At 43.0% G+C, this 16,277-nt stretch carries 17 protein-coding genes and 1 pseudogene; 3 read left to right on the top strand and 15 right to left on the bottom strand.

The features are described 5' to 3' along the window. Positions 1–24: 24 nt before the first annotated feature. On the bottom strand, positions 25–2,715 hold the full coding sequence (locus tag AB4Y93_RS01625; protein WP_441888305.1) for a family 78 glycoside hydrolase catalytic domain: 2,691 nt from the start codon (positions 2,713–2,715) through the stop codon (positions 25–27). 190 nt (positions 2,716–2,905) lie between these two features. Here AB4Y93_RS01625 and AB4Y93_RS01620 point away from each other — a divergent pair, with 190 nt between their 5' ends. Further along, complete coding sequence (locus AB4Y93_RS01620) at positions 2,906–3,781, top strand: helix-turn-helix domain-containing protein (protein ID WP_441888303.1); 876 nt, start codon at positions 2,906–2,908, stop codon at positions 3,779–3,781. Here AB4Y93_RS01620 and AB4Y93_RS01615 read toward each other — a convergent pair. From AB4Y93_RS01615 to AB4Y93_RS01600, 4 genes are all read right to left on the bottom strand, one after another. Then, positions 3,778–4,569 carry a class I SAM-dependent methyltransferase gene (locus AB4Y93_RS01615; protein WP_441888301.1) on the bottom strand — a complete coding sequence of 264 codons (792 nt, stop codon included), beginning with the start codon at positions 4,567–4,569 and terminating at the stop codon, positions 3,778–3,780. The two genes, AB4Y93_RS01620 and AB4Y93_RS01615, sit on opposite strands and share 4 nt — an antisense overlap. Positions 4,570–4,682: 113 nt before the next feature. Further along, positions 4,683–4,886, bottom strand: a complete 204-nt coding sequence (locus AB4Y93_RS01610; RefSeq protein ID WP_167275265.1) for a DUF5316 family protein — start codon at positions 4,884–4,886, stop codon at positions 4,683–4,685. Positions 4,887–5,042: 156 nt separating this feature from the next. Beyond that, entirely contained in the window at positions 5,043–6,020 is a 978-nt protein-coding gene (locus tag AB4Y93_RS01605) for a glycoside hydrolase family 43 protein (RefSeq protein ID WP_441888299.1), read from the bottom strand. Positions 6,021–6,129: 109 nt separating this feature from the next. After that, positions 6,130–7,017: a helix-turn-helix domain-containing protein gene (locus AB4Y93_RS01600; protein ID WP_441888297.1), complete on the bottom strand. Its 888-nt coding sequence runs from the start codon at positions 7,015–7,017 to the stop codon at positions 6,130–6,132. Between the two features lie 129 nt (positions 7,018–7,146). On the opposite strand from AB4Y93_RS01600, the gene AB4Y93_RS01595 reads away from it, so the two are divergent. After that, positions 7,147–7,926 carry a phytanoyl-CoA dioxygenase family protein gene (locus AB4Y93_RS01595; RefSeq protein WP_441888295.1) on the top strand — a complete coding sequence of 260 codons (780 nt, stop codon included), beginning with the start codon at positions 7,147–7,149 and terminating at the stop codon, positions 7,924–7,926. A gap of 35 nt (positions 7,927–7,961) precedes the next feature. Here the strand turns inward: AB4Y93_RS01595 and AB4Y93_RS01590 are convergent, their stop codons facing one another. The 7 genes from AB4Y93_RS01590 to AB4Y93_RS01560 form a co-directional block, all read right to left on the bottom strand. Beyond that, a complete protein-coding gene (locus tag AB4Y93_RS01590) occupies positions 7,962–9,080 on the bottom strand; it encodes an NAD(P)/FAD-dependent oxidoreductase (protein ID WP_441888293.1) in 1,119 nt (372 codons plus the stop codon). A 25-nt stretch (positions 9,081–9,105) separates the two neighbouring features. Then, complete coding sequence (locus AB4Y93_RS01585; protein ID WP_441888291.1) at positions 9,106–10,125, bottom strand: potassium channel family protein; 1,020 nt, start codon at positions 10,123–10,125, stop codon at positions 9,106–9,108. 109 nt (positions 10,126–10,234) lie between these two features. Continuing rightward, complete coding sequence (locus AB4Y93_RS01580; protein ID WP_441888289.1) at positions 10,235–10,594, bottom strand: MmcQ/YjbR family DNA-binding protein; 360 nt, start codon at positions 10,592–10,594, stop codon at positions 10,235–10,237. Positions 10,595–10,679: 85 nt separating this feature from the next. Then, positions 10,680–11,645: a copper amine oxidase N-terminal domain-containing protein gene (locus tag AB4Y93_RS01575; RefSeq protein WP_441888287.1), complete on the bottom strand. Its 966-nt coding sequence runs from the start codon at positions 11,643–11,645 to the stop codon at positions 10,680–10,682. Positions 11,646–12,009: 364 nt separating this feature from the next. Continuing rightward, complete coding sequence (locus AB4Y93_RS01570; RefSeq protein WP_441888285.1) at positions 12,010–12,690, bottom strand: sigma-70 family RNA polymerase sigma factor; 681 nt, start codon at positions 12,688–12,690, stop codon at positions 12,010–12,012. A 150-nt stretch (positions 12,691–12,840) separates the two neighbouring features. After that, positions 12,841–13,269, bottom strand: coding sequence for an NUDIX hydrolase (locus AB4Y93_RS01565; protein ID WP_441888283.1), 429 nt, complete (start codon positions 13,267–13,269; stop codon positions 12,841–12,843). A gap of 455 nt (positions 13,270–13,724) precedes the next feature. After that, on the bottom strand, positions 13,725–14,051 hold the full coding sequence (locus AB4Y93_RS01560; protein WP_441888281.1) for a hypothetical protein: 327 nt from the start codon (positions 14,049–14,051) through the stop codon (positions 13,725–13,727). A 420-nt stretch (positions 14,052–14,471) separates the two neighbouring features. On the opposite strand from AB4Y93_RS01560, the gene AB4Y93_RS01555 reads away from it, so the two are divergent. Beyond that, positions 14,472–14,696, top strand: a complete 225-nt coding sequence (locus tag AB4Y93_RS01555; RefSeq protein ID WP_441888279.1) for a hypothetical protein — start codon at positions 14,472–14,474, stop codon at positions 14,694–14,696. On the opposite strand, the gene AB4Y93_RS01550 is transcribed toward AB4Y93_RS01555, so the two are convergent. The 3 genes and pseudogenes from AB4Y93_RS01550 to AB4Y93_RS01540 all read right to left on the bottom strand — a co-directional run. Then, positions 14,683–15,237: a hypothetical protein gene (locus AB4Y93_RS01550; RefSeq protein ID WP_441888277.1), complete on the bottom strand. Its 555-nt coding sequence runs from the start codon at positions 15,235–15,237 to the stop codon at positions 14,683–14,685. The two genes, AB4Y93_RS01555 and AB4Y93_RS01550, sit on opposite strands and share 14 nt — an antisense overlap. 259 nt (positions 15,238–15,496) lie before the next feature. After that, a complete protein-coding gene (locus AB4Y93_RS01545) occupies positions 15,497–15,961 on the bottom strand; it encodes a GNAT family N-acetyltransferase (protein ID WP_441888275.1) in 465 nt (154 codons plus the stop codon). A 69-nt stretch (positions 15,962–16,030) separates the two neighbouring features. Then, positions 16,031–16,264: pseudogene (locus AB4Y93_RS01540) on the bottom strand (DUF2975 domain-containing protein); the annotation flags it as partial. Between the last annotated feature and the right edge of the window lie 13 nt (positions 16,265–16,277).

Genomic DNA, 16,277 nt, shown 5'->3' with positions numbered 1-16,277 from the left:
CGATGAGGGAACGGATCTTTTTGATTACGCGGTCACTTTTGCTTCAGCATGAACGGTATAAATCCCAGATCCAAGCGTGAGCACAAGCTTTCCATCCTGTTCTTGTGAAGCAAGCACACCTGGCGTTTGACCGATGGTAGAGCCATTAATTGAAATTGCTGCAAGAGTTACTCCAGGCAGGTTTACTTCTGCTGTTGTATTTGTTGGAACCTCGAATTCATATGTCGCCGCTCCCTCTTCACCGGTGCTCCATTCACTGCGGATCAAGCCGTATGCTGACTTATACGATGCTTTGGCATAGGAAAGTCCCGAATCCGTACGTGGACGGAAAACAATATGTTTGTAGCCTGGCTGAGACTCATCCAGATCAAGTCCAGCAACAACTCTATACAGCCACTCCCCTATGGAGCCGTAAGCATAATGATTGTATGAATTCATGTCGTCGCTCCAGAAGCTGCCGTCGGCTTTGATACCATCCCAATGCTCCCAAATGGTTGTTGCTCCTTGATGAATCGAGTACAGCCAAGACGGGTAATCTTCCTGCTGTACGAGCTTAACAGCCACGTCATGATAACCGTTCTCCGACAGCACATGACACAAATACGGCGTACCTACAAAGCCAGTCGTCAAGTGGAACTTCTGCTCCGTCACATACTCGGCGAGCGTTTTTGCCATCCGTTCACGTACCGGTCCTTCCACAAGATCAAACATCAGCGGCAGCACATGTGCGGTTTGGGTGTGAGCCGCAAGCCGTCCATTAGCAGTTATAAACTCCTGCTCGAATGCCGTGATGATTTGTTCATATAACTCGCGGTAAGAGTTCGCGTCTTCTATGCGGCCAAGTACCTCAGCTGTTCTTACGAATAGCTTGGTAGAGTAAGCATAGAAGCAGGTTGCGATCAAATCACGAGGAGTTGCGCCTACGTAATCGCCTTCCTTGGCATCAAGGCCTAGCCAATCGCCAAAGTGGAAGCCCGTATTCCACAAATGCTCATTTTCCCCTTGTTGGCGCATGTACTCTACCCATGCTTTCATGCTGTCATACTGCTCCTCAAGCACCCGTTTATCTCCGTAACTTAAATATACAACCCACGGACAGATTACAGCTGCATCACCCCATGCAGCGGATGAATAGGAACCCTCATCCAGAACATGTGGAATAACGAACGGAACTCCTCCGTCGCTGCGCTGATCGGCCTTCAGGTCTCGAAGCCATTTGGCGAAAAATGGTGCAACATCGTAGTTAAACGCAGCTGTCCGAATAAATACTTGAGCATCGCCGGTCCAGCCAAGCCGCTCATCCCGCTGCGGACAATCCGTAGGCACATCAAGGAAGTTGCCTCTTTGTCCCCAAGTAATATTTTGCTGCAGCTTGTTCAGCAGAGGATTCGAGCATTCAAAGGTACCTGACGGTTCCATATCGGAATGAATCACGTGCCCCGTGAACAAATTGAGGTCCAGTGCAACATCCTCAGGCCAGCCTTCGAGCTTCACATAGCGGAAGCCTTGGAATGAGAAATGTGGTTCATATGCTTCTCCTCCCCCCTTACATACATAGTGGACGGTCTGCTTTGCTTTGCGCAAGTTACCGATGTAGAAGTTTCCTTCGCGGTCCAGAACTTCCGCATGTTGGAGTGTGAGAGTTGTACCCGCTGGAAGATCAACTTGGAAATGCAAACGTCCAACCATATTTTGACCCATATCCATTACGGTTTCGCCTGAAGGCGTCTTGATAAGCTCGTTTGGCTTCAACTTCTCCGTTATACGAACCGGTTCATTCTCCTGCATAATAAGAATGTCCTTCGAATGAGGCAATTCGCTTACACTGCTCCAGTCCTGATCATGGAATGCGGCAGTTGCCCAATCTGTTTTTTCCAAACGGGCATCATACGTCTCGCCATGATACAACTCGGACATTAAGATTGGCCCCGTCGAAGCACGCCATGAGCTGTCACTTCTGACAACTTCTGTAGTCCCATCTGCATAATCAATATGCAGCTGCAGCAGTAAGGCACGTGTATCGCCATAAATACTCTTTTGATTATTCCAGGCCAAATCGCCCTTGTACCATCCGTTTGCAAGCGCTGCTCCTATTGCATTACTCTTTCCGGCAAGGAGCTGTTGTGTCACATCATAAGCCTGTACTTGGAGTCTATTTTTGTAGCTCGTCCAGCCCGGAGTGAACTGCCAATCGCCTACTCGCTGTCCGTATAATTCCAATTCATATAAACCAAGCGATGTCGCATAGACGGTCGCCCGGCTAATGCTTTCGCAAGTATTGAAGGTTGTTCTTAGTAGGAAAATAGGCTCAGCTTGTGAATCGATGGCATGGCTATCCGGTGTAATCCATGCTGCAGTCCAATCCGCAGGACTTAACAAGCCCATCTCCCAGTATGCTGCTTCGCTCCAGTCTGATTCACGACCTTTGTTGTCCCACACTTTAATCTGATAGTAGTACCGGCCTCTTGCCTGAAGCGGCTGACCACCAAATTCCACGAGTACAGATTGATCTGATTCGATCCGACCAGTATCCCATACAAGCTTTGTTTCATCGAACCCTTCAAGACTGCATGACACTTGAATCTGATAAGCAAGCTGATTCACATGAACATCATCTGAGTGAAGCTGCCAACTGAGTCTTGGTGTAGTGACACCTAAGCCAATTGGATTGTTTTGGTACTCGCACCGCAAGTGTGTTACTTGTAATAATGTCATATTTGAATGCCCCTTCCAGCTTCTCATATATGCCGAACGATCGTTGGCATCTTACCTAGATTGTATGGCAAATGAGAATGACATTCAGGGGACGATCCGGACATTTTTATAGGTTGATCTAGACATATTGCAAACGGTTTCGTACGATAGATACAGATATTTATGTGATGTTATAGAAGGAGGTATACCGATGAGCATCAAACGAAGCACTTATGTCATGTCTGCGGATTCCTTTTTCGAACCCGGTGTACCACTCTATATAAACCGCGCTTATGAAAGCTTCGATATGGATGAGCATTCGCATGAATTTGTCGAGATAACGTATGTCAGCGAAGGAGCTGGCGTTCACTATATTGCCGGTGAAACCGTCCCGGTCGAGCATGGCACTTTGTTTTTCATCCCCGTTGGGCAAAGTCATGTGTTTCGACCCAAGACGCCTAAAAAGGACCGCCCTCTTATCGTCTATAACTGCTTACTTCCAGCTGCGTATTTAACCGAGCTGCGTAACGGTTTCCCCTATGCTGCAGAGATTTTTAATTGTTTTGCAGACGAGAAGCTAACCTGGTTTTCCATAAAAGATCCTACAGGAGAATTTCATGCGATGTTTCGTGAGCTCTATCAAGAATTCGCAGCTAGACCTCCAGGTTACTTAGCTGTTCTCACCACTATCGTCATACGGATATTAACTGGCTTGTATAGGCACAAGCTGCAGATCGAATCACCGGTAAGCGAGCGGCCGCAGTGGATTAGCGTTGATGAAGCGATTACTTATATTGACCGTAATTATGCTTCTGAGCTTAGACTTACCGAACTCGCTGCCCAAGCGAGGCTTAGTGAGCGGCAATTCAGCCGCCTATTTCGTCATCAGACAGGTATGAGCTTTATCGAATATGTTCAAGGGATCCGAATGGATGCTGCATGCCGATTGCTTGCAGGCAGTCAAAGTCAAGTGGAGGAAATTTCTTCTGCGGTTGGATATGCTGACATGAAGTTTTTCTACCGGCTGTTCAAGAAAAAAACCGGGGTTACCCCCCGGCAATATCGTGAAGCTATACGTGGGGATTAGTTTTTTCTACAGATGATTAGACCATGAGTACTCATGCCAAGAATACTGCTCTCTCTGCATGTCTGATAATGATAATTCATCCAGGAATGAAACTCTGCATCACTCAATCCATCTACGTGTTCTTGTATGGTATGGCTTATTCCATTGGTGCCAACATGATCCACTAGTGAAACATCGTAATCTTGCATGAGCGCTTCAATCTCTGGTGGCGAGGTGAAATAGGCATCCGTCCAAAAACAGTCCTCGTCTCCAGCATGAATTACTCCTTCATTTATAACCTTATGAATAACGCTGTCTCTAATAAATTTCTTATCTCTTGTAGCCAGCATTGGCAGGACAGAGAACTTGTTAATATAGGCGATAGCAAGAATCCCACCTGGCTTCAGAACCCTGAGACATTCGCTAATGCAGCTATTGCGGTCATTTTCACTCGTCAAATGGTACATCGGTCCAAAACAGAAAACAACATCAAAAAGGGATGTATCAAACCTGCTTAAATCGGTCGCATTGGCTAAATGTGCATGTATAGGAACGCCTGTGTCTTGACACTTCTGCGAAATATATTGGATATGCTTCGGAGTAAGATCCACGGCAACAACCTCATGACCACGCTCTGCATAATGGAAAGAGTAGGCACCAGTGCCTGCACCAACATCCAATATCGTTGAACGTCCCGGCAGCATACTCTCCATGACATGATTGGTTGTGTAAAATTCAATCTTTCTTGAGTTTCTGGAGAATCTAGCATCCTCGTCTATTAACTCGTAATAATCAGATACATTGTTCATCTAGCGACCACTCCTTCTTTTGATATTTCTACCACAATTAAGTATTTTGTGAATCATATCGGACGAGTATCTTTTTATCAATATAAAAATAAAAAAGCCGCGGTTTACACGACTTATAATAAATATATAGCTGCTGCTATTGCAAAACAGATTACTCCTAGACCAGCTGAAATAGTTGCAATCTTTCTCTTAATTTTTCTCTCGGACGGCACCTCTGTATTGAAATTCGCCCTTTGCTGATCAGCCGTTGTCCATGCTCCAACCATTAATCCGCTAATAAAAATAAATGCACAACCTATGTAAATGAACCACATCATGGATTGTAGTGAGCCTCCTTACTAATCAAATTAAACTAATTTTAACATTTTAAAAATATTATACCTCCATCTTTATTCTCATTGTAAGATAAAAGGCCCTGAGATCTAATGACCTCAGGGCTTACACTTTAAATGACAACGCTATCACAAATAATCTTAATCCTGCTTGATGCTGAACGAATCCCCGTCATCAACGATATTATATATTTTGCAGCGAGACGCTGGCATCCGGAACGGAGAATGTAGGATTAGCTTCCACTCGCCTTCGAAGGTTTGGAACAGCATGCCGTGCCCACTGTCATCAAAAACAAGAGGTTCCAGCTGCTCCCATGGACCTTCCAGCTTACCGCTCGTAGAACGTGCAATTGTCTGAACGTAGCTCCCTTTGTCGTATGTAGACCATAACATGACTAATCGATTATTCTTGGTTCGATACAACTGACAGCCGTCCGTGACGTAGATAGATTTTGAACCGTCAGCCGGATGATCCCCGTTATCCCATAGCGCCGCAGATCCATCAAAGAGATGAATAGGATCTGATGCACGATCCGTTAGATCACTCGTTAATTTCACAGCTTCGATCGTGCCATCTGCTATCTGAACCCATTCATGGCAATAAACCATCCAAGGTACGCCCTCTTCATCTACATACAAAGAGCCATCCAATGTCATATGCTGCTCCGGTGGTACCGGCGCTTCTTGCTTTATAATCTCGAAGGGTCCTTCCAAGGAATCGGATACGGCAATGACAGAGCCTCGCCACTGGAGACGATAACCGTCATGTCCTTCACCTTCGAGCGCTCTATCGTTATTATGAAGCGTAACAAACAGATAATATCGTCCATTATAAGCATGAACTTCCGGTGCCCACGCGCCATGCTGCGGATTAGCCCAAATGCCGTCAGGGATAGTGAAGACAACATAAGGTCCTTCCCAAGTAACCAAGTCTTTGCTCTTGTAAGTTAAAACACCATACCGGTCCATCCCATGTATTCTTGGGCCACCGCCCGTATACAAATAATAGGTCTCTGTTGCTTGGTCCGCGACAACAAACGGATCATGCGCTGGAATATCAGTCAGAAAATGACCTGCTTGCGGATTGGCAACATTAGAAGCGGAATTATACACGTTCATTTGAACAATCCCTTCTCATCGTTTTTTATGCTTAACCTTCAGTAGATTTCTTTGTCGCTGCCCTTAATCCTCTTTCATGAAACTTAATAATAGGCTTGTTCTCCCCGTCTTACTTCACATCCAAGAACTGTTTCCTAAACTCCCCTGGGGGCACCCCCTTTTGCTCGGTGAACACGTTCGTAAAATAATGGACCGATTGAAACCCCGAATAAGCTGCGATTTCTTTCAACGAGAATATGGATGTCTTCAGCATCATCTCCGCATGCTTCAGCCTCTCATTACGCAAATAAGTGAGAAATGTGTCTCCACCATCGAGTTGAAAGAGCCGGGACAGCTGACGCGTGGAGAGGTTCATGTATTCGGCAACTTCCTCAATTTTCAGTGGACTTGACAGGTTGTCTCTTATATATTGTTTGGACAGACGTAGAATAGCAGAACGGGTCTCGTTACTTGGTTTGGCAGCGTTCTGATTTCTATTACTATCATCTTTGACAAACGGCCGCAGTAGACCAGCTAGTAGAATACCGGCGACTGTATGCAATTCTTTGAGTTCTCCATAAGGCCGAGAATCAGCATGTTTATAAAGGCCCAGCCAATAATGAATGACGCTATTATCCACTTCCATGCAGACTGGTCCTGTATCCAAATTAGCACTGTACACAGCGAAGTCTTCTTCACGGCACTGCTCTTTCTCCAATTCGTACGCCACATAGAGCAGCCCAAGGCCCGTCGTGCTTCGAATCTGATGCCAGACGCCGGGTCTAGACACAAACAAAGAACCTGAACGCAGCTGATATACGGTATCCTCATCCTGGTACTCGCCTTCTCCCGATACGACGTAACAAACCTCGTAAAAGGAATGCTTATGAACATTGTTATTGTAATGAGGATCTCTCCAGCCCCAATAATAGATCCGAAACGAAAGATGACTCGATTGACATTTCGTCAACATCTCACTAAGAAATGCACTTCCCGCTTCAAAGCCTTCCGTATTCATAAAAACACCACCTTGGCGTAAATTCTTAAAACTACGTCTCTTTTTAGTAAATACTGTTTCGTTTGAATTTCCTATAATTCGAGTATAAGTAATCGCTACCATATACTTCAATACAAGGAGCTGAAAAAAATGATTAATCAGGCTGATGTGGAATTTTACAAAACAAATGGGTATTTACTTGTAAGAGGTGTCTTCTCCCAAAAAGAGGTTGAAGAAATGAGAACGGCAATCGATGGCATTCTCAATCGTGCTGCGCAATCGAAATTCGATTCTAACGCAACTTGGCAAGGTGACTACCTTCCTCCTGATCAATTGAAGAAGCTTGTCCTGAAAGGCTTCCATGATGTCCATTATCAAGATGCTTCCTTCACTCGTGCAGCTATTCATCCGAATATGGCATCTGTTCTCTCCCAACTGATTGGTCCTAACGTTCAACTGCATCATAGCAAGATGCTCGTAAAACCACCTGAAAACGGTGCTGCGTTCCCGCTTCATCAAGATGCACCTTACTTCCCTCATGCTAATCATTCCATGTTGGCAGCTAGTGTTCATTTGGATGACTCGGATATGGAGAACGGTTGTCTTTGCGTCATTCCGGGTACTCACAAGAACGATATCATGCCGCATGTAGGCCGATATTATCTGGATCATAAGGAATACCCTCTCTCGATGGCAACTCCTTGCCCGGCCAAAGCAGGAGATGTACTGTTCTTCAACTACTTGACGATTCATGGCTCTGACGTCAACCGCAGTACCCGTAACCGCCGGAATGTATTGTACCAATACCGTGATCCGATGGACATTCCAACAGCAGATGTTCATGTCAACTGGGGTCAAGGCCTTATGGTATGCGGCGAGAACCCTCAATACCGGGAATACCATGCGAACCATACGCTTGCAGCAAAATAAGAATATAAAAAGGCAGCCATCGTGGCTGCCTTTTCTCATAGCGCATTTCTTACATCGTAATCGCTTATATCAATATCTAATTCCAGTTCCAATGCTAACTTCGCTAGCTGGCTCCCGATAAACGGACCAGTTGTTAATCCAGAAGCTCCAAGCCCATTCGCTGTAATAAGATTAACCCAACCAGAAACCGTACCTATAACCGGAAGGAAGCCAGGCGTAAACGGCCGGAAGCCTACTCGTACTTCTTGGAAAGTGCTATTAGCTAGTTCAGGAGCTAATGTGATTCCTTTATTCAAAACTTCCTGCATCCCGCCGGCAGTAATTCTTGTATCATATCCTTCGACATCGTTCTCGTGAGTTGCCCCAATAACGATTTTCTGATGATCAAATGCAAGCAGGTACTGATCAGTAGGCGGTATAATAACAGGCCAGCTGCCCGTTTCTTGATAGCTCTCTTGAACCTGGACATGCATAATTTGCGCTTTCTGATAGCTGACTTTGAGTTCTATGCCAAGTGGCTGGAACAATTGCCCTGCCCATGCTCCCGCACAGACAATCACCTTATCTGCCTTGTAGTGATCTTCATCAACCGTAACTCCCGTTACATGGTTAGACTGAACCTCAAGGGCAGCATCCCCGTGAATCAAAACTGCTCCATGCCTTTGTGCCGAACGAATTAGTGCATCCCGAAGAGCTCGACCGTCTACACGTGCGGCTCCGCTAATATGAACGGATGAGTAGCCATCCGCAAGCAATGGAAACCGTTCATGGGTATGGTTCTCATCATGCTTCGTAATCTCACCTATTTCGGGTGCATCCTGTAATCGATTCGTGGCCCGTTCCACCATCTTATTAATTTTCTCTGTGTCCGTATGAATACTAAGGGCTCCAACCCGGGCATAGCCCGTATCGGTTTCCCCTTCCTTCTCAAGAGCTTCGATCAATTTGGGATAATAACGAGCGCCTGCATTCGCAAGCCGATACCACGCCTGATTCCGCCGTTGAGATATCCAAGGACAAATGATGCCGGCAGCCACTTCCGTAGCTTGTCCTTTGTCTTTTCGATCGATGAGCAGCACTTCTGCTCCCGTTTTCGCGAGGTGATAGGCAGTAGATGCACCAAGAATCCCTGCTCCAATGACAATGACTTTCAATTTAGGTTCACTCTCTTCCACATATCTATTTGTTGCTTTTTAGTTTAAGGTAGGTTGCTTCATCGGACACGACGAATAATCTGGCATCTTGCGGAATCGGTTCGTTCAATTTGCGGTTGATCCCCAGATCACCTCTGTCAGAGAGAAGAGTTGCCCCGTATTCCAATGTCCCTTGGAAAGCATCCTTGTAAGTTTTCCATTCCCGCTTCACCGGGATCTCATATATATCATCGCCAACTTCTCGGCTAATCAGTTGGTTGATAATCTCAGAACTCCCTTGCTGTAAAGCAGCTCGAACGGCAAGACGTGATACGGCATCATATGATAGTACAAAATCATTCACTTTTACATGGCGGAAGTTTTTCGTATTCTTATCCTGAGTAATCTCAACTGTCGTGTGAACGTTCGGGTGGAGACGTTCAATACTTGACGCAATTAACAGTGTCTTGCCATCAGTAAGCGCGGGCTCATCAATGCGAGTATCTGCAAAAATAATGACCGCCTTCGCTTCCCTAATCATTGCTTTCTCCAGGATCTCTTCCGAGGACGGATCGCCGCTTATAAAGTGTATCTCATGACGATCCAGAATGGGATGCTTATCCGATTCATCTATTATGACGATATGGGATGATGGAGAGAAGGACAGGATTTCCTCGATAGCGTACTGGGCTTTTTTGCTCCAGTTAATAATAATGATGTGATCTTTCCCATGAAAGTTCAATTTCCCTGCCTCCCAATGTTTGTAGATAGTTGAAAACATATCTATGACTTTGCCGATAATCAAGCTGAGAAGACCAATGCCAAACACATAAATAAATATCGTGAATGCTTTACCAATATAGGTCTTTGCGAAGAAATCTCCGTAGCCAACGGTCGCCATAGTCGTCATCACCCAGTAAAGGGCATTAAACCAGTTATGAAAAGTAGATGGTTCTAGTACGTAAGCGATTGTGGCACTGCCGAACACGAAAGCGAATACAACAATCAAGATTGTCGTATTTGGTACTCGTAAGACCTTCAGCATTGTCCTCATAAAGAAAGGCAAGGAATAGTCCTCCTTCAAGATACAGATTGTTGTATCCTAATTTATAAGTTTCTTTTCCCTTTATTTCTCGCCTGTCATCTGTTTGTCATGTTCACAAATTATTGATTTATTAGTTCGGCTCTGATATTGATTCTCTTAAACGCTTAGGAAGTTTTTGAACAACCAAATCGTAAGAGTGATCAATCATAGCAAAGACATCCGACTCTAGCAAGGTAGACCCGATTGTAATTGTGTTCCAGTGCTTTTTGTTCATGTGATACCCTGGACTAACATAATCATGCTGCTCTCTCAGATTATCCGCAATCACTGGATCGCATTTAAGGTTTATATAAGAATACTCTCCCTTGTCGTCAAAAATAAGGGCAAACATTTTCCCTGCAACCTTGATCACTATTGGGTCGAATCCAAAGGGATAGTCCTTAGTCGCTCCTTTCTTCTTTAAACAGTATTCGATGATTTTATTCTTCAATTTGTACTCCTCCTTCATCGATGACTACATAATACTTTACGTGTTTCAGTAAAAACGGCAGCCGAGCTTCTGTCCGGCTACCGTATCAATTTTGAGGGATTGCTATGACTTCATTTCGAACCTCGTTTGGAAGCACATTCGCGATCGTTCCTAATGATTCGCTCTCATTTTTGTATCCCGTTTCGGTATACTTTCCATCGATATCGATACGCCCTGATCGCTGGACCTCATTCCCGTAAGGTTCTATGTAGTGGTAGAAAAAAGGCTTGTTGATTTGAGGTGTCGCTCCTGTACGGTCCTTAAGTTTATCCGCAAATAATTGTTCAATGGCATTACCTTCTATTTGTTCGACGTGAGCCTGCCAAGTGGCCACTATAAAATCATCCTTATATTCAAAATAAGTAATCGTTTCATTGTTTTCGATCAAGAAAAATCGCAGCGCCTCTCCTTCTGGAAACAGGAATGCCATGCTTGAAGCAGGTTGAACTGTTTTTAGAGGGGTATGTTCATAATTGCGTAATCCATATGCACCCATATTGCTTACCAAAATGTTTCTGCTTCTCCCTAAGTCACCCGAGAGGATCTGAGCGTAGTAATTCTCATTGTACTTACCTGCATACGGTGATTCGATCGATACGGTATTGTTTTGGTAGCTTACCTCATAACCAAGCTGCTGTGAGATGAACCGCAAAGGTACATACACGCGATTATTAATGATTCTGACCGTAACATCCAACGAAAAATAACCGTTCAACTCTCTAGCGGCACTATTCTCAACCCATGCTGTCTTTTTCCCAACAGTTAACGAAGCCTTCTTTGACCACTTGGACACGATAGCCGTCTTCTGTTGCTGCCTCCACTCGACTGACGCTCCAAGCGATTCTGAAACCGTACGAAGTGGAACCAGCACCCTACCTTGAACGATAACAGGTGCACTGTCAGTTTGCACTAGCTTATTCTTTACTTTTATACTGATATTTTCGGCTGCTAGAGCAGTCGAACTGAAACATAACATACCAATTAGGGCGCACGTAATTATGAACTTTTTCATTTCGTTTAACTTCCTTTATGCTGTGATTACTACAACGTTGATTGTCGCAAACTTTTGTGATTTCAACTATGGTAATTACTGGTCAAGTTTTAACATACTGCTTATTTCGTCTGTTTAGCAATACCTGCTTAATCTCGACCTCATTCTCTTTTGACCAATTTTCCATAGCAGGGCAAGTATAAACATTGGTAACGTATCCGTTATACGGATCTTGGGATTTCCCTGGTCGCGGGCGCATTTGTACAAGCTGCGGTACATCTTCAAACGTGGCCAAACGAACGAGTGTCATACTACCCCCTCTGTTCTGCTTACCATTTAGATTAATGACGCGTATTCAGTTGAAAAGTTACGCTAAACTCTATTTTCAGTACTTATCAACTACCGCACCAAGCACAGCAGCCTTCAGATACTTTTGTCCCTGAAGCGCCTTTAGGCTGTCAGCCGTTCCTGTCACAACGACGCCAATTATACGTACGTCACTTATATTGGGTTTTTCCTTTTCCTTGCGTAAATAATCGTAAATGCGTTCATACTCCTGTTTATACTTTCGATTTGCACGCAGCCCAACTTCCAGCCTACCAAGGAATTTTTTTTCTGAGACATCACTGTCCTCCGCACCAACTCCGAAGCCATAAACAAAGCGCTCTGAATCTGGAAATGGATCTACAATTGTACCATCGGGCATTTTATGGGCTTGATATCGTAAGTCCAGCTCGTATTTCAAAATGATTAACTGCTTGAAAATAGAAGATAACGATTCCAGCACATGCTCAATCTCTTCTCTTTGCTCGTTCCGCAGCAAAATCTCTTCCGGGATCTCACTGCCTCCCACAACGTCCTCATCGATCGACCACTGTATTCGTTTTTTCTTCCGAAGCAAGTCGTAATACCGATTAAGCGCTACCCGATACAACCATGCAGAAAATTTATCAGGTACAATGGAATCCAGATAAAGAAGTCCTTTATATACGGTATCCTGGACAATATCTTCAGCGTCAGCACGAGTTGCGCCCAAACGTATCAAGTATCTCTGAATATGCTTCATTTTTTCCTACAGTAGCTGTAACATCTGCTCGTCCACTTCTAACCTCCCTCCAAGCTATACAACGTCTTGGTGAGCAATATGTATACAAGCCTAAAACAAAAAATAAGAAGCAGCTGCACAGCAATCTGCTTCTTTGGTATAAAACTCTATTTAAATATTTTTCTCATCATGAAACTCAATACAAAAAGGTTGAATTTCAGGTCTTAAACAGTACTCTATTCTTTGTCTAAAATCTTTCCATTGCACTTTATTTAGTGCTTCATCAATAGGGAAGTATCCCGTCTCCAAACTTTCTTCAGAGGATAGAATTAATTCTCCACCTATTGGCTTCGCTAAGAATAAAGTGTTACAGATTGAATTTTCTACGTTTTGAAATATCCCGCAGAATTTGATAATTTCAATGTCTATCCCCGATTCTTCTTTTGTTTCTCTTATTGCAGCCTGACTTAAGGATTCCCCTTCTTCTACTTGACCACCAGGCATCTCCCAGCCTCTTCTTGGTCCCTTTATAAGTAATAATTCATTCTTTTCATTCACAACAATAGCCGCTGCAGAAACGATATGTTTTGGTGTACTCATTGAATTACTCCTTTTAAAATAATGGAATTATTTAATTTTTTGCCGTGGTAAGCTCCTCAGCTAATATCATTTCAAGAGCTTCCTCCTCTTGTAGCGTATTATTTCTCTATTGGTGACTTCTCTTTCTCCCATTCAGTAGGACCTTCATTAATTATTTACCTGGCTATATGTAAGAGGTGGCAGGTTTTAGAATGGTTGGGACATTAATAGCTTTGGTGAGGATTTCAGATGCTCAAGATATTGTATGAGGCTGTCAAAAGAATCTCTAGTATCTGTCATTGCTTGCTCTTTAGACATCTTTAATCCTTTTTTCGAACTCCCTGACCCTATCTCTTGTGTCGGGAATATCTAGAAGAATAGTTTCAATTCGTGAATGTACAGCACCTCTAATATGAGCAATTAAGTTGGCAATACTGTTACTTTCCGATTTCCATACAAGACCCTCCTAATAGTATTTACTGCTTAATATAAGTATCTCCTAGATCCATTAACCCTCTTACAAAGATTCGCTTATGTTCTTTATCGCCTTTGTACCCATACACCCATTCTGGCCAAATGTAATCGTTTATTCCCCTTTTTCTTCCTTCAAAATAAGCAATACCAATTAACTTGCCGAGTTTATCTGAGTCGGAATTCTCATATACATAATGAGTATTCTCAAATACTATTGTGTCACCTCTAATTTCGTACTTATCGACCCAAAATCTAGTATCTAGAACATAAAATAAAGCAACCACAAGAATGAGTGAAACTACTGAAAGCCATATTTTCCACCTTTTCACTAACAAACCTCCTAAAAAAGCAGCCGGTCAAAGTTCCCGACTGCCGCACCTGTCTTCTTTGAGATATAGCCATCAAGCTTATTTCAGAAATCTCATATAACTGTACTGATGAAACACCTTTAAACCCTTTCAGCGATTTAGCATGTGACACTTATTAGACTACATTACTAAGTGAAAAGTTTCATTTAATACCCAAATTAGTTTAAAGTTAACATAGTACATTCACATTAAGGGATCACTGTTGGAGGCATACCTAATGATACACAAGACGTGATTTTCAATAATCCACTTAAAGATGGAGTAGACCAATTTTTCATCATCCCAGTTAAATATGGTTGGGTCAAAGTCCGGGTTAACAATAAAACGAAGTCGACCATGACAGTCCGAGTTACTCGAGGTAGTCTTATTGGAACTCAGAAGATGTTATTTAAAGTGGAACCTGGTACCCAAAGATCTGTAACGGCAGATGAATCGTGGTCAACTGGAATTTTCTACGTTGCAATCTCAACTGTGAATAGTGTAGCCCTAACAGGTGATCTGTCGGTAAACAACTACAAGAAGAGCTCTATAATCATTATCGAAAAAACAGCAACCGATTACTTGCCGGCCGCTGTTCGTGTTTGGTTTGGAATTATTGAATTTTGAAGGAGTTCAACAACAACGTGGATAATGGCTTATCGTCCCAAACCTGGACTTCTATATACCTTTCTGGTCCATTATTACCTAATCGATTCCATTCTTGTGGTAATCCGAACTCATTTATAAGTGCTTCTATCTCGTTAAATGTATAGACCTGATTCCTGTACATCTTCCCATCTTGATATCGCATTGTTGGAAACAAATCCCCATAAGTAAAACTGATTGTATCCGGAACAAAATTAGAAATCGGGATACGAAGTTCTCTACCTTTTTCATACCATTCTAGGAGCCAGGGGCATTCTCCAACAGTCATATAATGAGGAAAACTTCTAACAGGCCTTCCACCTTTCATAATGAATATCTCCCTTGCCTTCAACTCAAGACTTCGTCGAATTGTAAGATAATCATTAGATCTTTTGCTTGCATATCCCTTTTTAAGAAGTCGAATTTCGCTTAATACTAGTTCAGCTTCTTCGGGTTCTAAATCAGATAAATTTCGAAACGGTCCAGCAGATTCTTCATAATAGTGGTATAGGAAATTAAACATTATATCCCCCATTAATGGTAGTTAAAATACTGGTGCATTTTCATGACTTAAGAATAACCCTTGTACCAAAACAGTGTAATAGCAGAACTCCAGCCAATAAAAACGGGTAGAGTATTAAACCTGCAATAATAATTAACCTGGAAACGGGATTTCACTCATTATAAACGGCAATAAGGCAAAGATTGCGCTCAAAGCGTTTAACTTCAGAAAGTAGCGCACTAATTCCCTCCTAGAACTTAATCGAATTCTTTAATCTGTATTAAAGCACGATCATTTTTTCGAATGAAGTGATTAAAAGATTTGGAAGCAGTTCGATTACGCCGATTGCATGAAAATTATGTTTCAAGTAAAGCTCTTTCGCTGGAACATTTGCTGCTCCAGTTGAAACGATGATTTTAGTGCAATCGATTGCAAGCGTTTGAATGTATGTGAGCAAAGCGTTAGCGATTCCGCGTCTGAAACTATCGGGATGGACGATGAGCCGGTGAATATCCAGGACTGCGTCTTCGATTTTAAAGGAAATCGCGCCAAGTAACTGCATTGTGTTGTCATCAAAATAGCCATAGAACGTTTCATCGCATTGCTGCAAGGAATCAATCGTGTCCTTTAGTGGCGGCAGGTCATGCGACTGAATGAGCTCTGCCTCGACTAAGTAAGATGGAATTTGCACATCCAGTACCATTTTTGCATTATGGTCAAGCTTGATTTGTATAGGTTTAATCATTTACTTATTGAATCTCCTTTGCTCTATGGCATCGGTGCATGTATGATGATAATCACTATGATATTCACCTTATACCGTTAAATCATTTTCTGATTTTATATGAATAGCTTCTTGTAAAAGTCTTTGAAGAACAGCAGCAAAAACGGCGATCACTATAGAAGCGAAAATAATGACCGATCCGATTGGCATGAAACTTGGAGGATCAATTTTTCCGGCCATGAGATAATAAAGTGGCATACCTAGGAGATATAAGATACCAATTGTGATAGCACAATATTTTATATTCTTCAGAGCTAAGACACTTGCGTGAATATGG

The sequence above is a fragment of the Paenibacillus sp. YAF4_2 genome, assembly GCF_052113225.1.
Classification (GTDB): domain Bacteria; phylum Bacillota; class Bacilli; order Paenibacillales; family Paenibacillaceae; genus Pristimantibacillus.
Note: the sequence above shows the minus strand (reverse complement) of the source record. Positions and strands in the feature narration are given on the sequence as shown.

Bases quoted from the DNA above. Each gene is read 5' to 3' on its own strand.
- AB4Y93_RS01625 (WP_441888305.1), bottom strand. From the start codon at position 2,715: ATGACATTATTACAAGTAACACACTTGCGGTGCGAGTACCAAAACAAT.
- AB4Y93_RS01620 (WP_441888303.1), top strand. From the start codon at position 2,906: ATGAGCATCAAACGAAGCACTTATGTCATGTCTGCGGATTCCTTTTTC.
- AB4Y93_RS01615 (WP_441888301.1), bottom strand. From the start codon at position 4,569: ATGAACAATGTATCTGATTATTACGAGTTAATAGACGAGGATGCTAGA.
- AB4Y93_RS01610 (WP_167275265.1), bottom strand. From the start codon at position 4,886: ATGATGTGGTTCATTTACATAGGTTGTGCATTTATTTTTATTAGCGGA.
- AB4Y93_RS01605 (WP_441888299.1), bottom strand. From the start codon at position 6,020: ATGAACGTGTATAATTCCGCTTCTAATGTTGCCAATCCGCAAGCAGGT.
- AB4Y93_RS01600 (WP_441888297.1), bottom strand. From the start codon at position 7,017: ATGAATACGGAAGGCTTTGAAGCGGGAAGTGCATTTCTTAGTGAGATG.
- AB4Y93_RS01595 (WP_441888295.1), top strand. From the start codon at position 7,147: ATGATTAATCAGGCTGATGTGGAATTTTACAAAACAAATGGGTATTTA.
- AB4Y93_RS01575 (WP_441888287.1), bottom strand. From the start codon at position 11,645: ATGAAAAAGTTCATAATTACGTGCGCCCTAATTGGTATGTTATGTTTC.
- AB4Y93_RS01570 (WP_441888285.1), bottom strand. From the start codon at position 12,690: ATGAAGCATATTCAGAGATACTTGATACGTTTGGGCGCAACTCGTGCT.
- AB4Y93_RS01565 (WP_441888283.1), bottom strand. From the start codon at position 13,269: ATGAGTACACCAAAACATATCGTTTCTGCAGCGGCTATTGTTGTGAAT.
- AB4Y93_RS01555 (WP_441888279.1), top strand. From the start codon at position 14,472: ATGTTATTTAAAGTGGAACCTGGTACCCAAAGATCTGTAACGGCAGAT.
- AB4Y93_RS01550 (WP_441888277.1), bottom strand. From the start codon at position 15,237: ATGTTTAATTTCCTATACCACTATTATGAAGAATCTGCTGGACCGTTT.
- AB4Y93_RS01545 (WP_441888275.1), bottom strand. From the start codon at position 15,961: ATGATTAAACCTATACAAATCAAGCTTGACCATAATGCAAAAATGGTA.